Annotated in this window: 17 protein-coding genes; 6 read left to right on the forward strand and 11 right to left on the reverse strand. The window is 73.9% G+C overall.

Features of this window, described 5'->3' with window-relative positions:
* The first annotated feature begins 63 nt into the window (after positions 1 to 63).
* Positions 64 to 681, forward strand: a complete 618-nt coding sequence (locus tag ACZ3HQ_RS07735; RefSeq protein ID WP_467508799.1) for a peptidoglycan-binding protein — start codon at positions 64 to 66, stop codon at positions 679 to 681.
* A gap of 4 nt (positions 682 to 685) precedes the next feature.
* Here ACZ3HQ_RS07735 and ACZ3HQ_RS07740 read toward each other — a convergent pair whose 3' ends face one another.
* From ACZ3HQ_RS07740 to ACZ3HQ_RS07760, 5 genes are all read right to left on the reverse strand, one after another.
* On the reverse strand, positions 686 to 3055 hold the full coding sequence (locus tag ACZ3HQ_RS07740; protein WP_467508800.1) for a SpoIIE family protein phosphatase: 2370 nt from the start codon (positions 3053 to 3055) through the stop codon (positions 686 to 688).
* Positions 3056 to 3154: 99 nt separating this feature from the next.
* Positions 3155 to 3535 (reverse strand): hypothetical protein, encoded by a 381-nt coding sequence (locus ACZ3HQ_RS07745; RefSeq protein WP_031179370.1) that lies wholly within the window; start codon positions 3533 to 3535, stop codon positions 3155 to 3157.
* A gap of 108 nt (positions 3536 to 3643) precedes the next feature.
* Positions 3644 to 4585 (reverse strand): MurR/RpiR family transcriptional regulator, encoded by a 942-nt coding sequence (locus tag ACZ3HQ_RS07750; protein ID WP_467508801.1) that lies wholly within the window; start codon positions 4583 to 4585, stop codon positions 3644 to 3646.
* Positions 4586 to 4631: 46 nt separating this feature from the next.
* The gene (locus tag ACZ3HQ_RS07755) at positions 4632 to 6305 is read right to left on the reverse strand and encodes an ArnT family glycosyltransferase (RefSeq protein ID WP_467508802.1); all 1674 of its coding nucleotides are present in this window, start codon (positions 6303 to 6305) and stop codon (positions 4632 to 4634) included.
* Positions 6306 to 6470: 165 nt separating this feature from the next.
* Positions 6471 to 7136: a nucleoside/nucleotide kinase family protein gene (locus ACZ3HQ_RS07760; protein WP_467508803.1), complete on the reverse strand. Its 666-nt coding sequence runs from the start codon at positions 7134 to 7136 to the stop codon at positions 6471 to 6473.
* A 104-nt stretch (positions 7137 to 7240) separates the two neighbouring features.
* On the opposite strand from ACZ3HQ_RS07760, the gene ACZ3HQ_RS07765 reads away from it, so the two are divergent.
* The 3 genes from ACZ3HQ_RS07765 (at position 7241) to ACZ3HQ_RS07775 (ending at position 11470) form a co-directional block, all read left to right on the forward strand.
* Positions 7241 to 7981 carry a beta-phosphoglucomutase family hydrolase gene (locus ACZ3HQ_RS07765; protein WP_467508804.1) on the forward strand — a complete coding sequence of 247 codons (741 nt, stop codon included), beginning with the start codon at positions 7241 to 7243 and terminating at the stop codon, positions 7979 to 7981.
* Positions 7978 to 10329 (forward strand): glycoside hydrolase family 65 protein, encoded by a 2352-nt coding sequence (locus tag ACZ3HQ_RS07770; protein ID WP_467508805.1) that lies wholly within the window; start codon positions 7978 to 7980, stop codon positions 10327 to 10329. The genes ACZ3HQ_RS07765 and ACZ3HQ_RS07770 overlap by 4 nt, the downstream gene beginning before the upstream one ends.
* Before the next feature lie 172 nt (positions 10330 to 10501).
* Positions 10502 to 11470 (forward strand): lysylphosphatidylglycerol synthase domain-containing protein, encoded by a 969-nt coding sequence (locus tag ACZ3HQ_RS07775; RefSeq protein ID WP_467508806.1) that lies wholly within the window; start codon positions 10502 to 10504, stop codon positions 11468 to 11470.
* Positions 11471 to 11477: 7 nt separating this feature from the next.
* On the opposite strand, the gene ACZ3HQ_RS07780 is transcribed toward ACZ3HQ_RS07775, so the two are convergent.
* Complete coding sequence (locus ACZ3HQ_RS07780; RefSeq protein WP_467508807.1) at positions 11478 to 11684, reverse strand: hypothetical protein; 207 nt, start codon at positions 11682 to 11684, stop codon at positions 11478 to 11480.
* A gap of 144 nt (positions 11685 to 11828) precedes the next feature.
* Here ACZ3HQ_RS07780 and ACZ3HQ_RS07785 point away from each other — a divergent pair, with 144 nt between their 5' ends.
* Positions 11829 to 13667 (forward strand): glycoside hydrolase family 15 protein, encoded by a 1839-nt coding sequence (locus ACZ3HQ_RS07785; protein WP_467508808.1) that lies wholly within the window; start codon positions 11829 to 11831, stop codon positions 13665 to 13667.
* A gap of 9 nt (positions 13668 to 13676) precedes the next feature.
* On the opposite strand, the gene ACZ3HQ_RS07790 is transcribed toward ACZ3HQ_RS07785, so the two are convergent.
* From ACZ3HQ_RS07790 to ACZ3HQ_RS07810, 5 genes are all read right to left on the reverse strand, one after another.
* The gene (locus ACZ3HQ_RS07790; protein ID WP_467508809.1) at positions 13677 to 16415 is read right to left on the reverse strand and encodes a SpoIIE family protein phosphatase; all 2739 of its coding nucleotides are present in this window, start codon (positions 16413 to 16415) and stop codon (positions 13677 to 13679) included.
* A 158-nt stretch (positions 16416 to 16573) separates the two neighbouring features.
* Positions 16574 to 16864, reverse strand: coding sequence for a YkvA family protein (locus ACZ3HQ_RS07795; RefSeq protein WP_467508810.1), 291 nt, complete (start codon positions 16862 to 16864; stop codon positions 16574 to 16576).
* A gap of 114 nt (positions 16865 to 16978) precedes the next feature.
* A complete protein-coding gene (locus ACZ3HQ_RS07800; RefSeq protein ID WP_467508811.1) occupies positions 16979 to 18169 on the reverse strand; it encodes a hypothetical protein in 1191 nt (396 codons plus the stop codon).
* Between the two features lie 226 nt (positions 18170 to 18395).
* Positions 18396 to 19760, reverse strand: coding sequence for an FAD-dependent oxidoreductase (locus tag ACZ3HQ_RS07805; protein WP_467508812.1), 1365 nt, complete (start codon positions 19758 to 19760; stop codon positions 18396 to 18398).
* A 115-nt stretch (positions 19761 to 19875) separates the two neighbouring features.
* Positions 19876 to 21801, reverse strand: coding sequence for a C40 family peptidase (locus ACZ3HQ_RS07810; protein ID WP_467508813.1), 1926 nt, complete (start codon positions 21799 to 21801; stop codon positions 19876 to 19878).
* A 466-nt stretch (positions 21802 to 22267) separates the two neighbouring features.
* Between ACZ3HQ_RS07810 and ACZ3HQ_RS07815 the strand changes: the two genes are divergently transcribed.
* Positions 22268 to 24223: a DUF1996 domain-containing protein gene (locus ACZ3HQ_RS07815; RefSeq protein WP_467509061.1), complete on the forward strand. Its 1956-nt coding sequence runs from the start codon at positions 22268 to 22270 to the stop codon at positions 24221 to 24223.
* The last annotated feature ends 33 nt before the right edge of the window (positions 24224 to 24256 follow it).

Here is a 24256-nt window from a genome sequence, read left to right on the forward strand (position 1 = left end):
AGCCCGCTGAACGGCGCGGCCCCGCGCTCCGTATCCCCCGGCGAGGGACGGAAGGAGAGCAGCGTGCCGACACCCCCCGATCCCGAACGTCCGCGCCCCGCACGGGTCGTGGAACCCGTACGGGTCCTGCGCGGCCGCCCCACGGACGCCCTCGCCGAGCTGATGCGCGAGCTGATGCCGGAACCGGGGGAGGGGGCGCGGAACACGCCCGAAGCCGAGGCCGACGCCGACACCGAGGAACTGCCGCCGGTCCCGGCCCAGGAGCCGGCGGCTCCGAGGCGGCGCCGGGTCGCCGGACTCGCCGGACTGGCCCTGGCCGCCGCCGCCCTCGTCGGCTTCGGCTGCGCCCTCCTGCTTCCCGACCGTCAGGAAGCCACGGCGCGCCCCGCACCCCCGCCCGTCACCCCCACGACGAGCACCCCCACGACGAGCGCCACCGACCCCGACGGCCCCGGCACCCTCCGCCAGGGCGACTTTGGCCCCGAGGTCACCGAACTGCGCCGCCGCCTGCTCCGCATCCCCGACGTCTTCCGCGACGGCTCCGCCACCGGCCCGTACGACGCCCGGCTCACCGCGGCCGTGGCCCGGTTCCAGCTCTGGTACGGCATCCGGGGCGACGAGACCGGCGTCTACGGCGACGACACCCGCCGCGACCTGGAATCCCGCACCGGCATCGGGTGAGCCCTCACTCCTCCGGCAACCGGATGTCCACCACACACACGTCGTCGCGGTGCTCGTCCACCAGCATCGAGGCGAGCAGCGAGTCCAGGCTGTCGCCGCCGTTGGTGCGGACCGTGTGGGCGAGCCGGGCGAAGCCCGCGTGGATGTCCTCGCCGGGGCGCTCCACCAGTCCGTCGGTGAACAGCAGCAGCCGGTCGCCGGGCTCCAGCCGAGCCTCGGCGGAGTCGTACACCGGGGTCGCGCTCGCGCCGAGCAGCATGCCGACCGGGCGGTCGAGGAAGCGTGCCGTACCGCCGCGCACCAGCAGCGGCGGCGGGTGTCCGGCCTGGGCCCAGGTCAGTACGCGGGTCGTGGGGTCGTAGCGGGCGAGGACCATGGTCGCCGTGGAGCGTCCGTCGCGTGAGTGCAGCAGCAGGGTGTTCAGCCGGGTCAGCGCGCCCGTCAGCGAGGAGCCCGTACCCACCATGCCCTTGGCGGTGAACCGGAGTTGGGCCATCGTGGCCACCGCGCCGATGCCGTGCCCAGCCACGTCACCGACCACGAACAGGGCGGCGTCGTCGGAGAGTTCGATGGCGCTGAACCAGTCACCGCCGACCTGGATGCCCGACTGGGCGGGCAGATAGGCGACTTCGACCCGCAGCCCGGCCAGCCGGACCGGCCCGGCGGGCAGCGGCAGCAGGGCGTGCTGCAACCGGTCGGCCAGCGCCCGCTCGGCCTGGAGCACCCCGCGCTGGAGCAGCATCGCCCGCTCGCTCTCGACCAGCGCGAGTTCGGCGCTGCGCTGGGCGGTGAGGTCCTGCACGAATCCGTGCACCTCGGCGGGCGTGCCGTCCGGCTCGGTCACCGCCTCGGCGACCATCCGCAGGTGCCGCACCCCGCCCGGCGCGTCGACGCGGAACGGCACGTCGAAGGAGCGGGCGTGATGCACCAGTTCGGTGATCGCGGCCCGCAGCGGCCCCGCGTCCTGGGGCGCCACCAGCGCGGGCAGCTCCGCCAGCGGCACCGGTCCGCGCGCCGCGTTGAGACCGAGCACCGCGTACGTCTGCGCCGACCACGAGGTCTCGCCGGTCACCAGGTTCCAGTTGGCCCAGCCCAGGTTGCCCAGCCGCTGCACGTCCCACAGCCGCTGCTCCTGCCGCTCCACCGGGTCCAGCCGCAGCCAGGTCACCAGCAGCCCGTCGCCCAGCGGCGCGGCCCGCACGGAGTACGTCGCGGTCACCGGTACGCCGTCCACCACGTCCTGGTAGGCGAAGGGGGCGCTCTCGAAGGGCACGCCCGTGGTGAGCGCCGTCAGATAGCCGTGCCACAACTGCTCGCCCGCGACGGTGGGATAGCTCTCGAGAATCCGCCGGCCCAGCATCCCGCGCCCGGTGTTGCCGAACACGTCGACCGCCTCCGGGCTCGCGGCCTCGATCCGGTAGTCCTCGACCGCGCCGGACGCGGCGCGCAGCGGGCGCAACATGATCGCGGCACCCGGCAGCGCGTCGAGCACCGTCTGCACGTACGGGGTGATGCCGTTCGCGTCACCGGCCCGGTCCGCGTCGAAGGCCCGCAGTCGCCCCGCGCACAACCGGGCGGCACCGAGCAGCAGTTGGCGTTCGCGGGGCTCGAACGGCCCTTCCTGGGTACGCAGTACGCCGAGCGCCACCCCAGAGCCGTGGCCGCCCGGCACCGGCAGCCACGCCCGCGACAGCCAGCGCTCGGGCAGGTCCCCGAGCAGATGGCGGCGCCGGTCCTCGGCGGGGTTCTCCAGCCACTGCGGCTCGCCCGTGCGCAGGCACTCCAGCGGGGCGAACCTGTTCACCTCGGGCATGTGGTGCCAGCGCCCGGCGAGGGCGGCGTCGATGCCCGCGTACCCGATGAGTTCGAGGCCGTCCCCGGGTAGGCGCTGGTACAGCAGGACGGCGTCGGCGGCCACGTCCGGGCCCAGATGGCGCAGCAGATACCCGGCCAGCTCCTGCGGCGAGCCGACCCGCACCAGGGCCCGGCCCAGGTCGGCCAGGACGTCCGCGAGATCACCGGACGCGGTCGGCGCGGGCTGCCGGGCGGCCGACGCAGGCGCCGGCACACCGGCCGGGTCCGTGTCCGGCGCCGCCGGCTTCGGGGACTCCAGCGTGCCCAGGGTGAGCCAGCACTCCTCGATCAGGGTGCGGCGCCCGGCCTCGGCGCGGGCGAGCAGCTCCTCGTGGGCGGCGTCGGCGGAGCGGCCGGTGAGGGCCATCAGCACGCCCTTGGCGCGTTCCAGCACCGCCGAGGACGCGGTGAGGTCGCGCAGCCGCTCCAGCTCGGCGCGCTGCCGGGCCACGACTTTGGCCAGCGCCGCCACATCGGCGCCGAAACCGGTCTCCACGGTGGGTGTGGGCTCGCTCGTCACGCGATGAGCATGGCACACCCCGGCCGTTCGCTCACTTGTCCGGCCCAGCCGGTCCCAGCAGGGGCGGCGGACGCGGGATCGAGGGAGCGAAGGGCGAGGTCAGCGGCCGGTGCCACGGGTGCCCAGCGCCTCGGACACCGCGCGGACACTGCGCGCGATGTGCTGGAGCTGGAGCAGCTCGGCCGCGTACAGCTTGATGGTGTGCTCGATGACCGACTCCGGCAGCCCGAGCATGGGCAGTTCGGCGCGGGCGGTCTGGAGCGCGGTGCGCGCCACCCGGATCTCCTGCTGCACCTGGAGCCCGGCGTGCCGGGCCAGCAGGACGGGGTGCCGGATCAGCGCCGGATAGCTGGCGTAGCGCGCCGGGATCAGTTCGCGCAGCCACTTGGCCGCCGAGCGTTCCCAGTCGTAGCTCCCCGGCTGCTTGACCTGGCAGGGCCAGTCGGGGCTGATGCGCGTGGTGGTGATCGGCATGCTCATCGCCTCCGGAGTGCCTCGTCGTCGGGGAGCAGTATTTATATATGCCAACCGCTTTTCAAGACGGATGAAAACATTCATCCGTGCCGGTGCGGGAAGACCCGCCGCTGATCAGTCCCGCAGGAAGAACTGCTGCTGGTCGGCGACCTGCTCGTACTTCTCCAGGCGGGCCTGGGTGCGCTCGGGGTCGGCGTCGGTCATCGCCTGGAGCAGCGCGGCGGCCAGCAGGCCCGGAGCCGCGTAGGAGTCGAAGACCAGCCGGGACCCGGTGCCGGTGGCGAAGGTGACGTCGGCCTCCTCCGCCAGCGGGCCCAGCGCGAGATCGGTGACCAGCGCGACCTTCAGCCCCGCCTCCCGCGCCACCCGCAGCGCGGCGAGCGTCTCCTGCGCGTGCCGGGGCATCGCGAACGCCAGCACCCAGGTGCCGCCCGCCTCACGGGACTGCAGCAGCGCGTCGCTCGCCACGCTGCCGCCCCGCGTCACCAGCCGCACATCGGGGTGGATGCGCCGGGCCGCATACCCGAAGTACTCCGCCAGCGACCCCGAGATGCGCAGCCCCAGCACGGTGAGCGGGGTGGAGCGGGACAGCTCGCGGCCCACCCGGACCACCCGGTCGGGGTCGGCCAGGTCGCGGCGCAGATGCTCCAGGTTCTGGATCTCCGCGTCCACCGCCGCCTGGAGCTCGTTCGCCCGTTCCTCCTCGCCGGGACCGCCGGCCAGCGCGCCCAGCGCGATCGACTGGAGCCGCTCCCGCAGCGCCGGATAGCCGCTGAAGCCCACGGCGGACGCGAACCGGGTCACCGAGGGCTGGCTGACCCCGGCCCGGTCGGCCAGCTCGGTGATGGACAGGAACGCGGCCTCGGTGAGGTGCTCGATCAGGTACCGGGCGACCCGGCGCTGCCCCGGAGAGAGCCGGGGCCCGTCGAAGAGCGCCCGGAGCTGGGAGGTCGGCGCGGCCTCGGCGCCCGTGGCGGGCCCGCCCGAGGTGATCGCTGATGCCTGGGCGCGTGCCTGCTGCGGCGAGGACGCCGGACCGTCGACTTTGTCTCCCACGACGCATCAACATAGCTCACCGTCCGTGGTCGCCCCGCGTGTCGGGTCAGCGCCGGTACACCGTGACCGAGTGCCCCACGTCGTCGACCGGCCGGCTGGTGCGGATCAGTTCCGCCAGCCGCCCCCGCGCCTTGGCCGCGGCCGAGTCCGACACCACCAGCAGCCCGCGCACCCGCTCCGGCGGCACCGCCAGCGGCGCGCCCGCGTGGATGCGGTAGTACGCCGGGACACCGCTGCCCTTGTACACCAGCCACACCCGCTCGCCCGGGTACCGCTCCCGCAGCCGGTCCGCCAGCGCGCCGAGGTCCTGCCCCCAGTCCACGTTGGAGTCGTGCAGCAGCCGGTGCGTGTGGGCGGGCCCGCCGAACGCCTCGTTGGCGTAGGGCAGGTAGTACGGGAACGTCCGCAGCGAACTCACCGCCACCCACAGCACCAGCACCCCGGCCGGCGCCCTCACCCACCCGCGCCGCCAGAGCGTGACACAGCCCCCGGCCAGCGCCAGGAACACCGGGACGAACAGCGCGTACCGGGTGCCGAAGTTGCGCGCGCCGGTCGTCGCCACCGCCAGCAGCAGCGCGGGCGGCAGCAGCAGGTACGGAGCGGCGGGGCGCAGCCGGGGCACCGCCAGGACGGTCACGGCGCCGGCCGCGCCCAGGGCGAGCAGACCGAGCGGCGTCTTCACCAGGAGGGCCACCGGCAGGTAGTACCAGAGGGAGCCGGTGTACACCCGGCCGAAGAGGAAGCCCTCCCACGGGTAGTACTCCATGGCGAACTGCGCCCGCATCCCGGCGCCGTAGGCGGGCGGCAGCGGCAGCAGACCGCTCACCAGCGCCCGCTTGCCGGCCAGCGGCGGGATCGGCTGGGCGGGCGCGAACCCGAGGCGGGGGTCGACCACCAGATAGGCGGCCCAGACGACGGCCGGCGCCACCAGCAGCACCGTGCCCGCGCTCCGGAGCACCGACAGCACCCGGTGCCGCCGCCCGGCATCCGCGTGCGCGTGCCACACCGACCAGGCGGCCAGCAGCACCAGCAGCGGGACCGCGGGCAGCGCGCTCATCTTCGTCGCCACCGCCGCGCCCAGCGCCGCACCGGCCGGCGGCACGTACAGCCGGGGCCGGTCCCGCGCCCGCCAGGCCAGCCAGACCGAGGTCAGCAGGAAGACGGTCATCGGCAGGTCCAGGGTGGCCAGCGAGCCGTGCGCGACGACGTCGGGGCAGAAGGCGTACAGCGCGAGCGCCACCGGACCGGCCGCCCTCCCGGCCAGGTCCCGTGCGAAGGCGAACACCACCAGCCCGCCCAGCAGCGTCAGCGCGATCACCGGCAGCCGCGCCCACAGCATCAGCCGGCCGGGGTCGTTCCCCGACTCGTACAGCAGATGGCGGCCCGCGTCGCCCTGGGTGCCGGGGAAGGCGGGATCGTAGTGCGGGGCGGCCACCGCGACGCCGGCCGAGATCAGGAGCTTGCCGAGCGGCGGGTGCTCGGGGTTGTAGCGCAGCCGGTGCTCGTGCAGGTAGTCGGTGGCCGTGACCACGTACACCGGCTCGTCGATGGTGGGCGTCTGCCGGACGGCCGTGGTGACCATCGCCGCCGCCATCTGGGCCAGGAGCAGCGCCACCAGCAGCGGCACCAGCCACCGGCGGCCACGGGGGCGGGGGAGCGGTGGTGCCGGAGGCGCCGGTGCGGGGATCGTCCCGGTCCCGAGGTGTTCGCTCGCCATCATCCGCCCCACGGTGGCACGGTCCGCACCGGTCCCGGTGCCGGTCAGCCCCCCCTCGGGGCCGTGTCCGCGCACCGTTCCCGCGACCGGCGGTGCCACCGCCCGCCGGTCGATCCCGGCGGACCCTCCGCCGCGCACCCACGGATACGCGCCCCGGCGGGCGCCGGTTCAGCCCCGGCCGGACACGGGCAGCGCCGAGGCCGGTATCACCAGGTCCGCCCGGTCCCGCGTGGTGGCGATCAGGTCGGCGTTGCGCTGGTCGGTGCCGTGCACCCAGGCGACGGCCGCCGTGTGCTCCTTGCCGAACTCCACATGCCGGGCCACCAGCCGCCGTACCCGCTCCGTCTCCTCGACCTCGCAGTACCAGACCTCGTCCAGCAGCGGCCGTACCCCGGCCCACGAACCCTCTTGCAGCAGAAGGTAGTTGCCCTCGGTCACCACCAGCCGGGCCGACGGCTGAACCGGGATCGAGCCCGCCACCGGCTGCTCCAGGTCCCGCTCGAAGGCGGGCGCGTACACCACCTCGTCCGCGTCGGCGGGCGTCTCGCGCAGGCGCCGCAGCAGGGCCGCGTACCCGGCCGCGTCGAAGGTGTCCGGGGCGCCCTTGCGGTCCCGGCGGCCCAGCCGGTCCAGTTCGGCGTCGGCCAGGTGGAAGCCGTCCATCGGGACGTGCGCCACCCAGGGCGGGCCGTCCGCGTTCAGGGCGCGCACCAGGTGTTCGGCCAGGGTCGTCTTGCCCGCGCCCGGACCGCCCGCGATGCCGAGGATGGCGCGCCGTCCGTCCCTGACCAGGCCGCGGGCGCGGAGGAGAAGATCGTCGAAGGTCGGCGGCATGCAGCAGAGTGTGCCACCGGGCGTGCGCGGGGCGGCCGCCGGGCGCCCCATTTCCGCTCCGGACGGCGTGATCGCCGCGCCCGATCCGGGGAAGGGAGCAGGGTATGACTCAGCTCGGACTGCCCGACACCATCCAGGCGTGTCTGTTCGACCTCGACGGAGTGGTCACCAAGACGGCCGTCGTGCACGCTGCCGCCTGGAAGGAGACCTTCGACGCCTTCCTCCGCGACCACGAGGGCCCGGAGGCGCGGCCGTTCGACGAGGTCGCCGACTACGACGAGTACGTGGACGGCCGCCCCCGCGCCGACGGCGTCCGCTCCTTCCTGAAGTCCCGCGGGATCGAACTCCCCGAGGGCGGTCCCGACGACCCGCCGGACGCGGCCACCGTGCACGGCCTGGGCAACCGCAAGAACGAACTGCTGCTGGAGAAGATCCGCACCGACGGCGTCGAGGCGTACGAGGGCACGCTGCGCTATCTGGCCGCCGTACGCGCGGTCGGCCTGGCCACCGCCATCGTCTCCTCCAGCGCCAACTGCCAGGACGTGCTCCGCTCGATCGGCGCCGAGGACCTCTTCGACGTACGGATCGACGGCGTGGTGGCCGCGGAACGGCACCTGCCGGGCAAGCCGGAACCCGACACCTTCCTGGCCGCCGCGAAGGACCTCGGCGTGCCCCCGGAACGGGCCGCCGTCTACGAGGACGCGCTCGCCGGGATGGACGCGGGCCGTGCCGGAGGCTTCGGATACGTGGTCGGTCTCGACCGCACGGGGCAGGCCGACGCGCTGTACGCGCACGGCGCGCATATCGTCGTGAAAGACCTCGCCGAGCTGGGAGGGAAGCAGTGATCACTGAGCGGGCGTACACCGTCGAGCCCTGGCACGTGCGCGAGACCACCCTGGATCTGGACGTGCTGGCCCAGAGCGAGTCGGTGTTCGCGCTGTCCAACGGGCACGTCGGCTGGCGCGGCAACCTCGACGAGGGCGAGCCGCACGGCCTGCCCGGCAGCTACCTCAACGGCGTGCACGAGGTGCATCCGCTGCCGTACGCGGAGGCCGGCTACGGCTACCCGGAGTCCGGGCAGAGCGTCATCGACATCACCAACGGCAAGATCCTGCGCCTGCTGGTGGACGACGAACCCTTCGACCTGCGCTACGGCCGTCTGGTCTCCCACGAACGCGTCCTCGACATGCGGCGCGGGGTGCTGGAACGCACCTGCGAGTGGACCTCGCCGGCCGGCTCCACGGTCCGGGTGCGCTCCACCCGTCTCGTCTCCCTCACCCAGCGCGCGGTCGCCGCCGTCGCCTACGAGGTGGAGGCCGTCGGCCGCCCCAGCCGGGTCGTGATCCAGTCCGAACTGGTCGCCAACGAGAGCCTGCCCGAGCCCAATGGCGACCCGCGCGCCGCGATGAGCCTGCGCTCGCCGCTGGAGCAGGAGGACGGCTTCGCCTCCGGGGAGCGGCTGCGGCTGGTGCACCGCACCAAGCGCAGCGGCCTCAGGGTCGCGGTCGGCGCCGACCACGTCGTCACCGGGCCCGGCCGCACCACCAGCCGCAGCGAGAGCGGCATCGACGTCGCCCGGCTCACCGTCACCTCCGTACTGGAGCCCGGCCACACCCTCAGGGTGGAGAAGCTGGTCGCGCACGGCTGGTCGGGCACCCGCTCCCTGCCCGCCATGGCCGACCAGGTGGACGCGGCGCTCGCCGCCGCCTCCCACGACGGCTGGGAAGGACTGCTGGCCGCCCAGCGCGAGGCCCTCGCCGACTTCTGGGCCCGCGCCGACGTCGAGGTGCACGGCGACGAGGAGATCCAGCAGGCCGTACGCTTCGCCCTCTTCCACGTCTTCCAGGCAGGCGCCCGCGCCGAGCAGCGCGCCATCCCCGCCAAGGGCCTCACCGGCTCCGGGTACGACGGGCACGCCTTCTGGGACACCGAGATGTTCGTGCTGCCCCTGCTCACCCACACCGCGCCACGGGCCGTCGCCGAGGCGCTGCGCTGGCGCCACAACACCCTGGACGCCGCCCGCGAACGCGCGGCCCAGTTGGGGCTCGGCGGCGCCGCCTTCCCCTGGCGGACCATCGAGGGCTCGGAGGGCTCGGCGTACTGGCCCGCGGGTACCGCCGCCTTCCATGTGAACGCCGGCATCGCGGACGCGGTCGTGCGGTACGTGGAGGCCACCGGCGACCTCCGCTTCGAGCGCGAGGTGGGGCTGGAGCTGCTGGTGGAGACCGCCCGGCTGTGGCGCTCGCTGGGCCACCACGACCACCACGGCGCCTTCCACATCGACGGCGTCACCGGGCCCGACGAGTACAGCGCGGTCGCCGACGACAACACGTACACCAACCTGATGGCGCGGCAGAACCTGCTCGCGGCCGCCGACGCGGTGGAGCGCTACCCGGAGGAGGCGCAGCGGCTCGGCACCGACGAGGAGGAGAGCGCGGCCTGGCGGGACGCGGCCGAGGCGATGAACATCCCCTACAACGACGAACTCGGCGTCCACGAGCAGAGCGCCGGCTTCACCCGCTACCAGCGCTGGGACTTCGCCGGGACCCGCCCCGACCAGTACCCCCTGCTGCTGAACTTCCCGTACTTCGACCTCTACCGCAAACAGGTCGTCAAACAGGCCGACCTCGTCCTCGCCATGTATAGCTGCGCGTCCTACTTCGACGACGAGCAGGTCGCCCGGAACTTCGCGTACTACGAGCCGCTGACCGTCCGCGACTCCTCCCTGTCCGCCTGCTGCCAGGCCGTCATCGCCGCCCAGGCGGGCCATCTGCGGCTCGCCTACGCCTACACGACCGAGGCGGCGCTGATGGACCTGCACGACCTGGAGCACAACACCCGCGACGGACTGCACATCGCCTCGCTGGCCGGGACCTGGATGGCGCTGGTCGCCGGGTTCGGCGGCATGCGACGCGTGCTGGAGGGCCCGGCCGGGATGAGTTTCGCGCCCCGGCTGCCCGAGCGGCTGCGCAAACTCGCCTTCCACCTCCAGTTCCGGGGGCGGCGGCTGCGCGTGGAGATCAGCGGGGACAAGGCGACGTACACGCTGCTCGAAGGGCCGCCGCTGATCATCCAGCACCACGGGGAGACCGTCATGCTGGAGACCGACGAGCCCGCCGTGCGGACCGTACCCCCGCCCACCCCGCGCCCGGCGCCGGAGCAGCCGCCGCACCGGGTGCCGAAGGGGCTCTGAGCCCGCCGGGCACCCCGCCGTCCCCTCGCCGCCCCCGTACGGTCACGGCCGTATGGCCGTACGGGGGCGGCGGTGGTGGTGATTCCGCGTTAGTTTGACCTTGATTTCGCTGTGGCGTCCGGTTTCCCCGGGCGTCGGCGACGGGTGCTTCCGTGGAGGGGGAGGGGTGCCGATGACCCAGGACGCTCCCGAGGTGCTCCCCGTACCGGCCGGCCGTCCGGGGCCGCGTCCGCGGGGCCTCGTCTGGCAGGTGGGCCTGCTCGTCTGCGTCCTGCTCGTCCTCGCCTACCTCACCCAGCGGTACTGGCCCACCGTGCGCGGCGGGGCGGTGCGGCTCACCGAGGCCGATCCGGGCTGGCTGTCGGCCGGTGCGGTCGCCGCCGTGGGCACCTGGGCGGCCTCCGCGCTCGCCCAGCAGGGGGCCGTCGTCGAGCGGCTGCCCGGGGTACGGCTCGTCGCGGCGCAGTTCGCCGCCTGCGCCGCCAACCACCTGCTGCCCGCCGGGATCGGCGCCGGGGCGGTGAACCTGCGGTTCCTGCTGCGCTGCGGGCTGCCCATGAGCCGCTCCGCCGGTGCGCTGGCCGTCAAGGGCGGCGCCGGGGGCGTGTCGAAGCTGCTGCTGATCGCGGTGCTGGTGCCGTTCTGCCCGGGGCTGCTGCGCGTGCCCGAACTGCCGCTGGTCTGGCTGACCGGCGCGCTCGGCGCGGCACTGCTGGTCACCGCGGTCGTCGCCGGGCCGCTGTGGCCGCGCTGCCGCCGGGCTCTCGGCGCGGTGATGGCCGACGTACGGGCCGTGCACGCCCGGCCGGCGCGCGCTGCGGCCCTGTGGGGCGGCTCGCTCGGCTTCGCCGCGCTGCACTGCGGAGTGCTCGTCGCCGTCTCACGCGCCGTCGCGCTGCCGCTGCCCGCGCCCGAGGTGGCCCTGCTCTACCTCGCCGCCAGCGGCGCGGCCGCCCTGCTGCCCACGCCGGGCGGGCTCGGCTCGCTGGACGCGGCGCTCGTCCTCGCGCTAGCCACGTCCGGCGCGCCCGCCGCGACGGCCGCCTCCGCCGTGCTCGGCTACCGCATGCTGACCGTCTGGCTGCCGCTGCCGCCCGGCCTGCTCACCCTCGCCGTGCTCCTGCGCCGCAAGGCGCTGTGAGAGCGCTCTAGGGCAGGAGCTTCTCGATCGCCGCCGTGCCCTCCGTCTCCAGCTTGCGGCGGGCCCAGTCCAGGCTCTTCGGGGTGACGTCCCTGCCCGCCGCCATCACCAGGTCCTCCGGGGTGACGTCCCTGGCCGGGGCGGTGTGCAGCAGGGCGTCGGGCGTGCAGTGGTCGTCGATCGACCGGGACTCTTCGGGCGTGGAACTCGACATGATGCCTCCTCCTCCGGATGGGCGCATCCGTGCCGGTGCCGCCGAACGGGGCACCCTCTCACCATCGGCCGCCGGGCGCCCACGCGCATCCCGAGCGGCCTACGCTGGACAGGCAGCCGCACACCACATTGGGAGGCCGCAGCGATGGCCGAGACGCCCTTCCAGCAGGAGACCCGGCGGAGCCACCGGTACCTGCCGATCGCCGAGCACGGCCTCATCGGGGACCTGCGCAGCGTGGCGCTGGTCGGCAGCGACGGCACCATCGACTGGTACTGCTCCCCGGCCTTCGACGCCCCCAGCGTGTTCGCCGCGCTGCTGGACGCCGAGCGCGGCGGCCGGTTCGAGCTGGCGGCCTCCGTCCCGGCGCACACCAAGCAGTTCTACTTCCCCGACACCAACGTGCTGATCACCCGCTTCTTCACCGAGGAGGGCGTCGGCGAGGTGCAGGACTTCATGCCGGTCGGCACCGCCCGCCCCGGCGAGGCGGGGCGGCACCGGCTGATCCGCCGCGTGGTCTGCGTACGCGGCACGGTCCCCTTCCGCGCCCTGGTCGCACCCCGCTTCGGGTACGGCGCCGCCCCGCACACCCTGCGGGAGGAGGAGGGCCTGCTGCTGTTCGACGCCGGGGAGCGCGCCCTCACGCTCACCGCCACCGTGGCCATGGAGTGCGACGAGAAGGACGCGCGGGCCGAGTTCAAGCTCGGCGAGGGCGAGAGCGCGGTGTTCGCCCTGGACCAGGCGGGCGGCGAGATCGCCCCGCGCGGCTGCGCGCACGCCGAGGCCGAGCACGAGTTCAACGCCACCGTCGACTACTGGCGCCGCTGGCTCGCCCAGTCCCGCTACCGGGGCCGCTGGCGCGAGATGGTGCACCGCTCCGCCCTCACCCTGAAGCTGCTCACCTACGCCCCCACCGGCGCCATCGTCGCCGCCCCCACCACCAGCCTGCCCGAACAGCTCGGCGGGGAGCGCAACTGGGACTACCGCTACGTCTGGGTCCGCGACGCCGCCTTCGCCGTCTACGCCCTGCTCCGCCTCGGCTTCACCGGCGAGGCCGAGGCGTTCATGCGCTTCCTCACCACCCACATCAGCCCCGGCGACGGAGCCGTCGAGGGCCCGCTCCAGATCATGTACGGCATCGACGGCCGAACCGAGCTGCCCGAGAGGGAACTCCCGCACCTGGAGGGCTACTTGGGCTCGGCGCCGGTCCGCGTCGGCAACGCGGCGGCCCCGCAGCTCCAACTCGACATCTACGGCGCCCTGATCGACTCCATCTACCTCTACGACAAGTGGGCCCAGCCCATCTCCAGCGCCCAGTGGGACGACGTGTGCCACCTGGTGAGCTGGGTGTGCGACCACTGGGACCAGCCGGACGAGGGGGTGTGGGAGACGCGGGGCGGCCGGAAGAACTTCCTGTACTCCCGGCTGATGTGCTGGGTCGCCATCGAACGCGCCATCCGCCTCGCCAACCGCCGCGGCCTGCCCGCCGACCTGCCCCGCTGGCGCCGCTGTCGCGACGACATCTACCGCCGCATCATGGACCGCGGCTGGTCCGAGCAGCGGGGCGCCTTCACCCAGTGCGAGGACAGCGACGTCCTGGACGCCTCCCTGCTGATGATGCCGCTCGCCAAGTTCATCGCGCCGACCGACCCCAAGTGGCTCTCCACCCTCGACGCCCTCACCGAGGACCTGGTCTCCGACTCCCTGGTCTACCGCTACGACCCCGAGGCCAGCCCCGACGGCCTGCGCGGCGACGAGGGCACCTTCTCCATCTGCTCCTTCTGGTACGTCGAGGCCCTGGTCCGCGCCGGCCGCGTCGACGAAGCCCGCCTGGCCTTCGAGAAGATGCTCACCTACGCCAACCATCTCGGCCTCTACGCCGAGGAGATAGGCCGTACCGGCGAACAACAGGGCAACTTCCCCCAGGCGTTCACCCACCTCGCCCTGATCAGCGCGGCCTTCAACCTGGACAAGGCGCTGGGCTAGGGCCCTAGGTCACGGCAGCGGCTGTTCCGCCCAGATGATCTTGCCGGTCGGGGTGTAGCGGGTGCCCCAGCGGTCGGAGAGCTGGGCGACGAGGAAGAGGCCGCGGCCGCCCTCGTCGGTGCTGGCGGCGTAGCGCAGGTGCGGGGAGGTGGTGGTGCCGTCCGAGACCTCGCAGATGAGGGCCCGGCCGCGCAGCAGGCGTACCCCGATGGGGCCGCGCCCGTAGCGGATGGCGTTGGTGACCAGCTCGCTGAGGATCAGCTCCGTGGTGAAGGTCAGCTCCTCCAGGTCCCAGTCGGCGAGCTGGCGGGTCACCTTGGCGCGGATCTCCGAGACGGCCGCCGGGTCGGCCGGCACCTCCCACGTGGCGACCTGGTCCTCACCCAGGACGCGGGTCTCGGCCACGATCAGCGCGACATCGTCCGTCGGGCGCACCGGCAGCCGGTCCAGGACGATCCGGCAGGTCTCCTCCGGCGAGGCGCCCGGCGCGTGCCGCAGCGCGTCGCGCAGCAGGTCGAGCCCCTCGTCGATGTCCCGCTCCCGGTCCTCCACCAGCCCGTCGGTGTACAGCACCAGCCGGCTGTCCTCGGGCAGCTCCAGATCGGCCGTCTCGAACGGCAGCCCGCCCAGCCCCAGCGGGGGACCGGCCGGGACGTCGGGGAACTCCACCGTGCCGTCCGGCAGCACCAGCGCGGGCGGCAGATGCCCGGCCCGCGCCATGGTGCAGCGCCCAGAAGCCGGGTCGTACACCGCGTACAGACAGGTCGCGCCGGTGACGGCGGCCGCGCCGTCCTCCGGGGTCTCGTCCTGGTCGAGCCGGGCCACCAGCTCGTCCAGCAGGCCCAGCAGCTCGTCCGGAGGCAGGTCCAGCGAGGAGAAGTTGTGCACCGCCGTACGCAGCCGGCCCATCGTCGCCGCCGCGTGCAGCCCGTGCCCGACCACGTCACCCACCACCAGCGCCACCCGCGCGCCCGGCAGCGGCAGTACGTCGAACCAGTCGCCGCCCACCCCGGACTGGGCGGGCAGATACCGGTAGGCGATCTCCAGGGCGTCCTGCGCGGGCAGCGTGCGCGGCAGCAGGCTGCGCTGGAGGGTCACCGCCATGCTGTGCTCACGGGTGTAGCGGCGGGCGTTGTCGATGGACACCGCCGCCCGTGCCACCAGCTCCTCCGCCAGCGCCTGATCCTCGGAGTCGAACGGCTGCGGCTTCTCCGAGCGCCAGAAGTTCGCCACCCCCAGCACCAGGGTGCCCGCCCGCAGCGGCACCGTGATCAGCGAATGGATGCCGTACTCGATGATCTGCTCGGTACGCTCCAGGTCCTGCGCCTGCCAGCCCGGCGCCTCGCGCAGATCCGGTTCCACCACGGACTGCCCGGTCGCCAGGCTGCGCGCCTGCGGCGAGGTCGGCACGAACCGGATGCGCTCGCCCAGCGGATACAGCGGCGCGTCCTTGCGGATGCCGCTGAAGGCCGCCCGCCGCAGCTCGGTGCCCGGCTTCGGCTCCTCGCCCTTGAGCACCGGCTCGAACAGGTCCACCGTGACGAAGTCCGCGAACCTGGGCACCGCCAGCTCGGCCAGCTCCTCCGCAGTACGGCTCACGTCCAGGCTGGTGCCGATGCCCACCCCGGCGTCGTACAGCATGTTCAGCCGCTCGCGGGCCACCTCGGCGCGGCCGGACAGGGCGCGCAGCTCGGTGGAGTCGCGGAGCGTGGTGACGCTGCCGGGCGGGCCGCCGCGCAGGTCGGTGGGGCGCTGGTTGATGGCCAGCAGCCTGTCCTTGACCAGATGCACCTCGTCCGTGGCGACCCGACCCGAGGCCAGCAGCCCGGCCGTCTCGTCGTCCAGCCCGAGGTCCAGCACGCTGCGCATCTCGGCGTCCTCCGGCAGGTCCAGCAGCCGGTGCGCCTCGTCGTTGGCGAGCAGCAGCTTGCCGCCGTCACCGACAATCAGCACACCCTCCCGGACCGCGTGCAGCACCGCGTCGTGGTGCTCGTACATCCGGGTCATCTCGTAGGGGCCGAGGCCGTGGGTCTGGCGCAGCAGGCGCCGGCTGACCAGCGCGGTGCCCGCCGTGGCCAGTGCGAGCGCCGCCGCGGCCGCCGCGAGGAGGAGCGGTAGCTGCTGGTCGGCGGCACCGCCGACGTGCGCGGTGGTGATGCCGGCCGAGACCAGGCCCACCACCTTGCCGTCCGCGGCCCGCACCGGGACGACCACCTGGACCAGCGGACCTATCGTGCCGGTCAGCTCCTCGACCACCGTCCCCCCGTGCAGCGCGGGCCCGATCGTCCCCACGAACTTCTTGCCGATGCGGTCCGGGTCGGGGTGGGTGTAGCGGATGCCCCGGGTGTTCATCACGACGATGAAGTCCACGTGGGTCGCCTTGCGGGCCGCCTCCGCGCTCGGCTGGAGGATCGCCGTCGGGTCCGGCGAGCGCAGCGCGGCCGCCGTACCGGGGGCGTTGGCGAAGGAACCGGCGGCGGACAGGGAGCGGTTGCGGGCCTCCAGGCTGCTGTCGTGACGTACCTGGAGCACCTGGGCCACCACGGCCGACACGACCAGCAGCACCACGATCACCACCTGGAGCAGGAACACCTGCCCCGCCACGCTGCGCCCCGTCGCCGCGGCACGCAGAACACCAGGCGGACCGCCTTCGCCGTCACCGCCCGGAGGCCGCGCGCCCCAGGGCGCGCGCGGATGCCCGAACGAACGGGGCGCCCGCGTGTCGGGTCGGCCGGGCAGTCGCACCATGTGCCCATGTCTACACTGCCGCGCTCCGTCAGGCGAGGCCGTACCCCGAGGTGAGGGGCGTGATGGGGCCGATCCGCGCTCACCTGCGCCGATGGCCGCTCACCCGGTCGGTGGAAACCCGTACGGGATCACCCGAACCGCACCGGGCCGCCGGATGCTCAGAAGTCGCCGGGCCTGTCCGGCAGCGGGCGTGTCGCGGCGCGCATGCTGCGCAGGGCGAGCAGCAGGACGCCGATGTCGTCGAGATAGACCGGGTCGGGGAGCAGATCGGTCGGCAGCACCAGATAGAGGACGGCGCCCCAGAACACCCAGCGCGGCCCGGTGGGCAGCCCCGCGTCGCGCAGCGAGCGCCGGGCCCTGACCAGCCGCACCAGCAGGGCGACGGCGAACCCCAGCACCACCAAGGCCGCGACGGCCGCGAGCACCAGCACGATCGTGGAGTTGTCCATGGGCCCCGTCCCCTCCCGGCGCGCGGCCTGCCCGCGCCCTCTTGCTTGTGCTTCCTGCTGTTTCCTTCTGCTTCCCTCTGCTTCTGCCCGCTGCGGCGCCCGGCAGCCGCCGGGTCACACCCGGTCGCTGCCCTCTCTCTCGCGCTCCGGGTCGCGGGCGGCCTCAGGGGCGGCCCCGGAGGCGGTGTCGGGGGTCTCGGGCCGCTGCCCCCACGCCGGGAGCCGCAGCCGCTCGAACGTCCGGGTGAGCTGCTGCAACGGCGACTGGCCACGGGCCGAGGGCCGCTGCCGGGGCAGCACGGGCAACGGGGTGTCGCGGTACGCGGCCAGCGCCTCGTGGGCCTGCTCGGCGGCCTCCCGGTACAGATCCCGCGACTTCGTCATCGCCTCCAGTGCCTCCCGGTACCGCTCGACCCGGCGCCGCTCCCGCTCCAGCTCCTCCTGCGGGGTCATCAGCGTCCAGTTGTCCCGCAGACCCGCCAGCGCCTCCCCGAGCCCCTTGGGGCGCGGCCGGGACAGTGCGACGAAGTCCCGCAGGGCGGTGAGCAGTTCGGCCGGCTCGGAACCGTCCAGGAAGACGCTGCGCACGGCGTGCGCCTGCCGGTCGTATCCCGCGGGCGCCGGGTCAGGGGGCAGCAGTACGGCACCGCCGCGCGGCACCTCCACGCCGAGGTCCTTCAGCGCCCAGTTGACCGCCCGGAACTGCTGCGGGGTGGCCCGGTGCTCGATCACCCGGTGCCGCAGTCCCGGCGGCAGCAGCCGGGTCAGCGGCAGCCTGCCGCGCTCGTCCGGCGTCATCGCCTCGTGCACGACCAGATTGACGCACCATGCCTCACGGGCCGCGTCCCGCAGCCGGCGGCGCATCTCCTTGTCGTCCAGCGGCAGCGCGTTGACCTGCCGGAACCGCAGCCCCTGCACGGTCGGGTGGTGGTCCCACTCGCCGTCCTCGGACGCCGAGCCGGACTCGGGCCAGAACAGGGTGGCCGGTGAGGGCCACGCCTCCTCCCACAAGCGCTCGGCCTCCGCGACGAGCGTCCACTCGTGCCCCGGCCGCTCCGGCACGGAGACCAGGGTGAGCCGGGCCCGCACGGTGATCGTGCCCCCGGCGCGCCAGCGCGCCTCGAAGACGCGGTCGGTGGAGCCCTCGGGGACGGGCGGCTCCGAGAAGTCGTCCAGATCCCCGCTCGCCCGGCGCTCTCTCAGGGTGCGGCGTACGACGTCCTCGGGGGTGGGACCGGTGTGTCGGCCGCGGGCCGCCCAGATCGTCTGCGGGACGGGGGCGCGGTCGGTGGCGGAGTTCGACATGGGCCAATCTGCTGGTGGGGGCCGGTGCGCGTTCCAGTATCACCGGTATGCCCCGTCATCGGGGCGCCGGGTCCGGGGGCGGCGCGTCGGGCGGGGGCGCGCGCGGTCGCGTACGCCCCTGGTGCGCCTCGCGCGCGCCCCTTGGGGGCCGGGTGCGCGAAACCCCGACGAAGGCCGGGGTACGGCCCTGTCGGGGTCTCGTCGTCGTTCGGCGAGCGCTGTGAGATCAGGCGCCGCTCTCCCGGAGCATGTCCTCGCGCTCCACGAGCTTCACGCGCTCGCGGCCGTGCGGCTCACCGAGGGCGCGCTCGGCGGCGTCCAGCTTGTACCAGCCGTCCCACGTGGTGAAGCGGACTCCCCGGCCGGACAGGAAGGCGTACACGGCCTCCGGGTCCGGGGCGGACGGGGTGTGCAGCCGGCCGCTCGCGTGGTCGTCCAGCAGGTTCGCCACCGTCTCGTTGGCGTCGCCCTTGGTGTGACCGATCAGACCGACCGGGCCGCGCCTGATCCAGCCCGTGACGTAGGTCGACGTCAGGTGGGCGCCGCTCTCCTCGATGACCCGGCCGCCCTTGTCCGGGACGGTGCCCGTCTCAAGGTCCCAGGGCAGCTTGGGGAGCTTCTCGGAGAGGTAGCCGACCGCGCGGTACACCGACTGGACGTCCCAGTCCTTGAACTCGCCGGTGCCCTTGACGTTGCCGGTGCCGTCCAGCGCGGTGCGCTCGGTGCGCAGGCCGACGACCTTGCCGTCCTCGCCGAGGATCTCCACCGGGGACTCGAAGAAGTGCAGGAAGAGTTTGTGCGGGCGGTCGCCGACGTCGCGGATCGCCCAGTTCTCCAGCGTCTTGGCGACCATGTCGGCCTGCTTGTTGCCGCGCCGGGTCTCGATGGAGCCCGCGTCGTAGTCGATGTCCTCGGGGTCGACGATGACCTCGATGTTGGGGGAGTGGTCCAGCTCGCGCAGCTCCATCGGGCTGAACTTCGCCTGCGCCGGGCCGCGGCGGCCGAAGACGTGGACCTCCAGGGCCTTGTTGGCCTTCAGACCGTCGTAGACGTTCTGCGGGATCTCCGTCGGCAGCAGCTCGTCCGCCGTCTTGGCGAGGACGCGGGCCACGTCCAGGGCGACGTTGCCGACACCGAGGACGGCGACCTTCTCGGCCTCCAGCGGCCAGGTGCGCGGCACGTCGGGGTGGCCGTCGTACCAGGACACGAAGTCCGCCGCGCCGTAGGAGCCGTCCAGGTCTATGCCGGGGATCGACATCTCGCGGTCGGCCATCGCGCCGGTGGAGAAGATCACCGCGTCGTAGAAGGCACGCAGGTCGTCCAGGTTGATGTCGCGCGGGTAGTCGACGTTGCCGAAGAGGCGGATCTGCGGCTTGTCGAGCACCTGGTGCAGGGCGGTGATGATGCCCTTGATGCGCGGGTGGTCGGGCGCCACGCCGTAGCGGATCAGGCCGAACGGGGCGGGCATCCGCTCGAAGAGGTCGATGGACACGCCCGGATCGGCGGCCGTCTCGGACTTCAGCAGGGCATCGGCGGCATAGATCCCGGCGGGGCCGGCTCCGACGATGGCTACCCGCAGGGGGCGCGGCATGATCAGGTTCCCTTCGAGCGTGGACAGGCGACTCGATCAGGAAGCCTAAGTTAAGGCAGCCCTAAGTTAGTACTCGGGTCCGGTCTATGGGCTCATAAACAGCTTTTATGGGCGGTCAGGCGGGCCTGATCACCCGGTGGATCGCGGCCTCTCCGGCGCCGTAGACCGACTCCTCGCGGATGGCCGCGCCCGGACCCGGCGCGTGGATCATCGTGCCGTTGCCGACGTACAGGCCCACGTGCCGGTCGTCCTCGAAGAAGAGCACCAGGTCGCCGGGGAGCGCGGCGGCGAGCGCCACCTCCGTACCGGCCGCCGCCTGCTCGTGCGCGGCCCTCGGCAGCTCGACCCCGGCGGTGCGCCAGGCGCCCTGGGTGAGGCTGGAGCAGTCGAACGAGTCGGGCCCGGTCGCCCCCCAGACGCACGGCTTGCCGACCTGGGCGGCGGCGAAGGCGATCGCCTTGGCGGCACGGACGGCGTGGGCGGACTCGGTGGTGGGGCGGGGGGTGAAGGTAGTGGTGTTGAAGGTGCCGGGTTCGGGGGCGGCGATCGGGGCTTGGGCGGGTACGGGGCCTGCGGGCTGGAAAGCGGGGGCCGGTGCCGGGACCGCCTGGGCCGCAAGAGGCGCTGCCTGGAAGGCGGGTGCCGGAGTCGCGGGGGCTTCCGCCGGGGGCGTGGCCTGGGAGGCGGGGGCCGGGGGTGCGGGCTGGAATGTGGCGGTCGCAGCCGGGGCGGGCGACGCGGGCTGGAATGCGGGGGCCGGTGCGGGGGTTGCCTGGGCCGCAGGGGGCGCCGCCTGGAAGGCGGACGCCGGGGTGGCGGGGGCCGGGGCCGCCGGGACTGCCAGCGGCGCGGCCTGGACGGCAGGCGCATGTGCGGGAGCCGCCGGGGGCGGGGCCTGGAACGACGGGGCCGCCGGGAACGCGCCCGTTCCGTACGTCGGCGCCGGGGCCGCCTCGGCCACCGGAGGTACGGCCGGGAACGCCCCGGTGTCGTACGTCGGGGCCAGGGAGGCCGCCGCCGGGAACGCTCCCGTCTCGTAGCCCGGTGCGAACGCGCGCGTGTCGACGGCCGGCAGTGTGCCCGTGTCGGTCTGCGGTGCCGGGGCCAGATAGCTCAGTCCGCCGGTGTCGCTCAGCGGGCCGGGGATCGGGTAGGGCAGCGAGCCGGTGTCACCGAGCGCGTCCGGCATCGGGTACGTCAGCGGGCCGGTGTCCGTGACGGAGTCCGGTGCCGTCCACTGCCCCATTGCGGCGGCCGGTGCCTGCGCCGCGCCGGAGCTGGCGATCCCCGGCGCGGCAGTCTGTGGGGCGCCCGGGGCGGGCGCCTGCGGGGTGTCCCATGCCTGCGCCGGGGCGGCGTTCCAGGAGTGGCGGGACAGCAGGTCCCTGGCGGAGCCCAGCTTGCGGCGGTTGTCCGCCTTGAGGTCGGCGGGGGAGCGGCGGCTCGGCCCGGTGGCCCCCACCGGCAGCACTCCGGGGGCGCCACCGGGCGGTGTCGCCGCGGGAGGACCCTGGAGGACCGGCATACCGGAGCCGCCGGGGTCGGGTCCACCGACCGGCAGGGCGGGGGTGCTCGACGGGGGCGCGGCCGGCAGCGCCGCCACGGGCGCGGCCGGGGGAGGCGCCGCCGTCGCCGCCTCCAGTGCCGGGGCGGACGGCGTACCGCCCGTCAGCTCGGCCACCGGACGCTGCGAGGAGCCGGCGGGCAGTGCGGGCCTCTCCGGCTCGACGCTGGGCAGGCCCAGCTCGGCGGCGGTCCAAGTCCGTTCGACGGCAGGGCCGTTGTCGGGCAGGCGGTCGGCGGGGAGCGCCGCGGGCACGGTCGGTCCCGCCTTGGCACGGGCCGCGTCGAACCACTGGCGGGTCACGGCGTCGAGGGCGGGGTCCGGGCGGCTGCCGGCGCGCTTGGCGAGGGGGACGCCCCGCCTGCGCGTCGCGGCCGCCATCGCGCGGGTGGCGTTGTAGTTGCCCGTCGCGTTCTCGGCCCGTGCGTAGAGAGAGTCGATCCGCTGCCGAACCTCTTCGTGACTCTCCGGCGCCATGGCGGACGACTCCTTCCTTGCCCCGCAGGGCAGTTGGGCCGGCGCGCCCGGAAGGCGGTCGAACTCCCGCACCGGACGGGCGCTGGGGACTCCTGGGGACGGGGGAGCCGGGCGGCCTGCGGTCAACCTAGCCAACTTGTGTCACTCGTGTGAAGGTCACCGGGTGGAATGTCCGATACGTATTTGTGATGTTCGCCGCCGTGTTCGGATGGGCAGACTAGGCGCCCACGTGCCCAACTCCCCCCTACGGGTGCGCGCGTGGTCCCGCGTGCCTCATGTGGCCCCGTTTTCTTGAGAGTTCGCCATGAAATCCGGGACGGGCTGAACATATGGACGCCGCCTCGCGTACGGGTGTGGGGCGCCACATGCCCCCACCGACCACGACTCGCAGGGGACGATCTTGGAACCGAACAGGCGCAGGCGCCCGACCGGCGCACGACGCGTGACCCTCGCCGCGGTCGCGCTGATGCTCGGCGGCGGCGGCCTCGTCGCGGCGAACGTCTACGCGTCGGCCGGCGAAGGCGGCTGGAGCGGACAGGGTCCCGGCGACGCGACGGGCGCGTCTCTCCGGTCGGCCGGCATGGCCACCATCGACTGCCCCGACGTCGGCGCCCAGTTGACCGACGTACCGGAGGCGGCACGGGGGGACGTCGACCGTGAACTGGCCACGCTGGACCAGCAGATCGCGGAGGCGTACCAGCGGCTCCAGCAGTCGGCGGACGCGCTCCGCCAGGACCCCAGGGCCGCCGACGACTCGGTGATGAACCCGCTGAAGGACAAGCGGACCGCGACCCTGGGCCGGATCGCCGACGCCATCGGCCGGGCCGGGAACCGCCCCGACCAGCTCGACGCGCTCGCCCCCTGCACCCTGCGTCCCGCCGAGGCGGCGCCCGGCGGCGAGTCCGCCGCGCCCTCCACGGGCGGGGAACAGAACCAGGGCCAGGAACAAGGTGGCCAGGGTCAGAACGGCGGCACCGGTCAAGGCGGCAACGGCCCTGTCGCCGCCGACTACGCGGACATCAACTCCGTACAGCCCAACGCACCCGAGGCACCCCCCGGCGGCACCTTCCGCACCGAGTGCGGGGTCAACGAGAACGGCCTGTTCAACTCGGACAACGTGATCGTGGCCCCCGGTGTCTCCAACGGCGCCCACCACTTCCACGACTACGTCGGCAACCAGTCCAACACCGCCTTCGCCAGCGACCAGGACCTCGCGAACGCCAGGACGAGCTGCGCCGACCAGGGTGACAGGTCCACGTACTACTGGCCGGTGCTGCGCCTGCAGAACGGCACGCAGGAGCGGGACGCCGGGGCGCCGGGCGGCGGTACCGAGGGCAACGCGGGCCAGATCGTCACGCCCAAGGAGGTCACCCTCACCTTCGTCGGCAGCCCGAGCGGCAAGGTCACCGAGATGCCGCGGCTGCTGCGCATCATCACCGGTGACGCCAAGGCGTTCGTCAACGGGCCCGCCAACGCCAACGCCTCCTGGAGCTGCACCGGGTTCGAGGACCGGCAGCTCAAGGACAAGTACCCGCTGTGCCCCCCGGGCAGCGACGTGGTGCGCAGCTTCCGCTTCCAGAGCTGCTGGGACGGCCGTAACGCCGACAGCGCCAACCACCGCACCCACGTGGCCTTCGCCGACGCCCGGGGCAACTGCCCCGAGGGCTTCGAGGCCATCCCGCAGCTCGTCCAGCGGATCGTCTACGACGTGGACGCGCCGAGCCTGGGCGACGGCGGGAAGAGTACCCCGCTGTTCGCCGTCGACTCCTTCCCGGAGCAGCAGCACAAGCCGGTCACCGACCACGGCGACTTCATCAACGTCTTCGACGAGGGCCTGATGCGCACCATGGTCGACTGCATCAACTCCGGCCGTGAGTGCGGCCCCGGCGACGACGGCAAGGGTGACGACGGCGCGGGCGAGTCGTCCGAGCCGAGCGAGCGGCCCGGCGGCGGTCAGGCCACCGCCGAGCCGAGCGCGACCGCCGAGCCCGAGAAGCCGGCCGAGTCCCAGCCGGAAAAGACGGAGCAGCCGGAGAAGACGGAGCAGCCGGGTAAGACCGAGCAGCCCGGCAAGCCCGCCGACACCGCCCCGGCCGAGCAGCCCGCGCAGTCCGACCCCGTCGAGGCCCCCCGCGTCGACGCCACGACCGCGCCCGCCAACACCACCAAGAACCAGGGCGGCGCCCCCGAGCGCGACGAGTCCAGCGCCCCGGCTACGGCCGCCGCGCCCCAGGTCTCCGAGTCCGCCCCGGCGCAGGCCGCCGCCGTCACCACGCCGCCGCCCGCGAACCTGGAGCCGCAGGCGGTCGGCAGCGGTGGCCTCGCCGAGACCGGTGCCAACCTGTGGCCCGCCGCCCTCGGCGTACTGCTGGCCGCCTCCGGCCTGGTGATGCTGCTCCGCGCCCGGCGTCTGCGGTACTGACCCGAGCGCGGCCCGAGCCCCCGGTTCCCTTCC

It is taken from the genome of Streptomyces sp. NPDC018263 (assembly GCF_055562575.1).

Excerpts from the sequence above, each read along its gene's own strand:
- ACZ3HQ_RS07745 (WP_031179370.1), bottom strand. The coding sequence starts at position 3,535 with ATGAGCATGCCGATCACCACCACGCGCATCAGCCCCGACTGGCCCTGC.
- ACZ3HQ_RS07755 (WP_467508802.1), bottom strand. The coding sequence starts at position 6,305 with ATGATGGCGAGCGAACACCTCGGGACCGGGACGATCCCCGCACCGGCG.
- ACZ3HQ_RS07760 (WP_467508803.1), bottom strand. The coding sequence starts at position 7,136 with ATGCCGCCGACCTTCGACGATCTTCTCCTCCGCGCCCGCGGCCTGGTC.
- ACZ3HQ_RS07765 (WP_467508804.1), top strand. The coding sequence starts at position 7,241 with ATGACTCAGCTCGGACTGCCCGACACCATCCAGGCGTGTCTGTTCGAC.
- ACZ3HQ_RS07775 (WP_467508806.1), top strand. The coding sequence starts at position 10,502 with ATGACCCAGGACGCTCCCGAGGTGCTCCCCGTACCGGCCGGCCGTCCG.
- ACZ3HQ_RS07780 (WP_467508807.1), bottom strand. The coding sequence starts at position 11,684 with ATGTCGAGTTCCACGCCCGAAGAGTCCCGGTCGATCGACGACCACTGC.
- ACZ3HQ_RS07785 (WP_467508808.1), top strand. The coding sequence starts at position 11,829 with ATGGCCGAGACGCCCTTCCAGCAGGAGACCCGGCGGAGCCACCGGTAC.
- ACZ3HQ_RS07790 (WP_467508809.1), bottom strand. The coding sequence starts at position 16,415 with ATGGTGCGACTGCCCGGCCGACCCGACACGCGGGCGCCCCGTTCGTTC.
- ACZ3HQ_RS07795 (WP_467508810.1), bottom strand. The coding sequence starts at position 16,864 with ATGGACAACTCCACGATCGTGCTGGTGCTCGCGGCCGTCGCGGCCTTG.
- ACZ3HQ_RS07800 (WP_467508811.1), bottom strand. The coding sequence starts at position 18,169 with ATGTCGAACTCCGCCACCGACCGCGCCCCCGTCCCGCAGACGATCTGG.
- ACZ3HQ_RS07805 (WP_467508812.1), bottom strand. The coding sequence starts at position 19,760 with ATGCCGCGCCCCCTGCGGGTAGCCATCGTCGGAGCCGGCCCCGCCGGG.
- ACZ3HQ_RS07810 (WP_467508813.1), bottom strand. The coding sequence starts at position 21,801 with ATGGCGCCGGAGAGTCACGAAGAGGTTCGGCAGCGGATCGACTCTCTC.
- ACZ3HQ_RS07815 (WP_467509061.1), top strand. The coding sequence starts at position 22,268 with ATGCTCGGCGGCGGCGGCCTCGTCGCGGCGAACGTCTACGCGTCGGCC.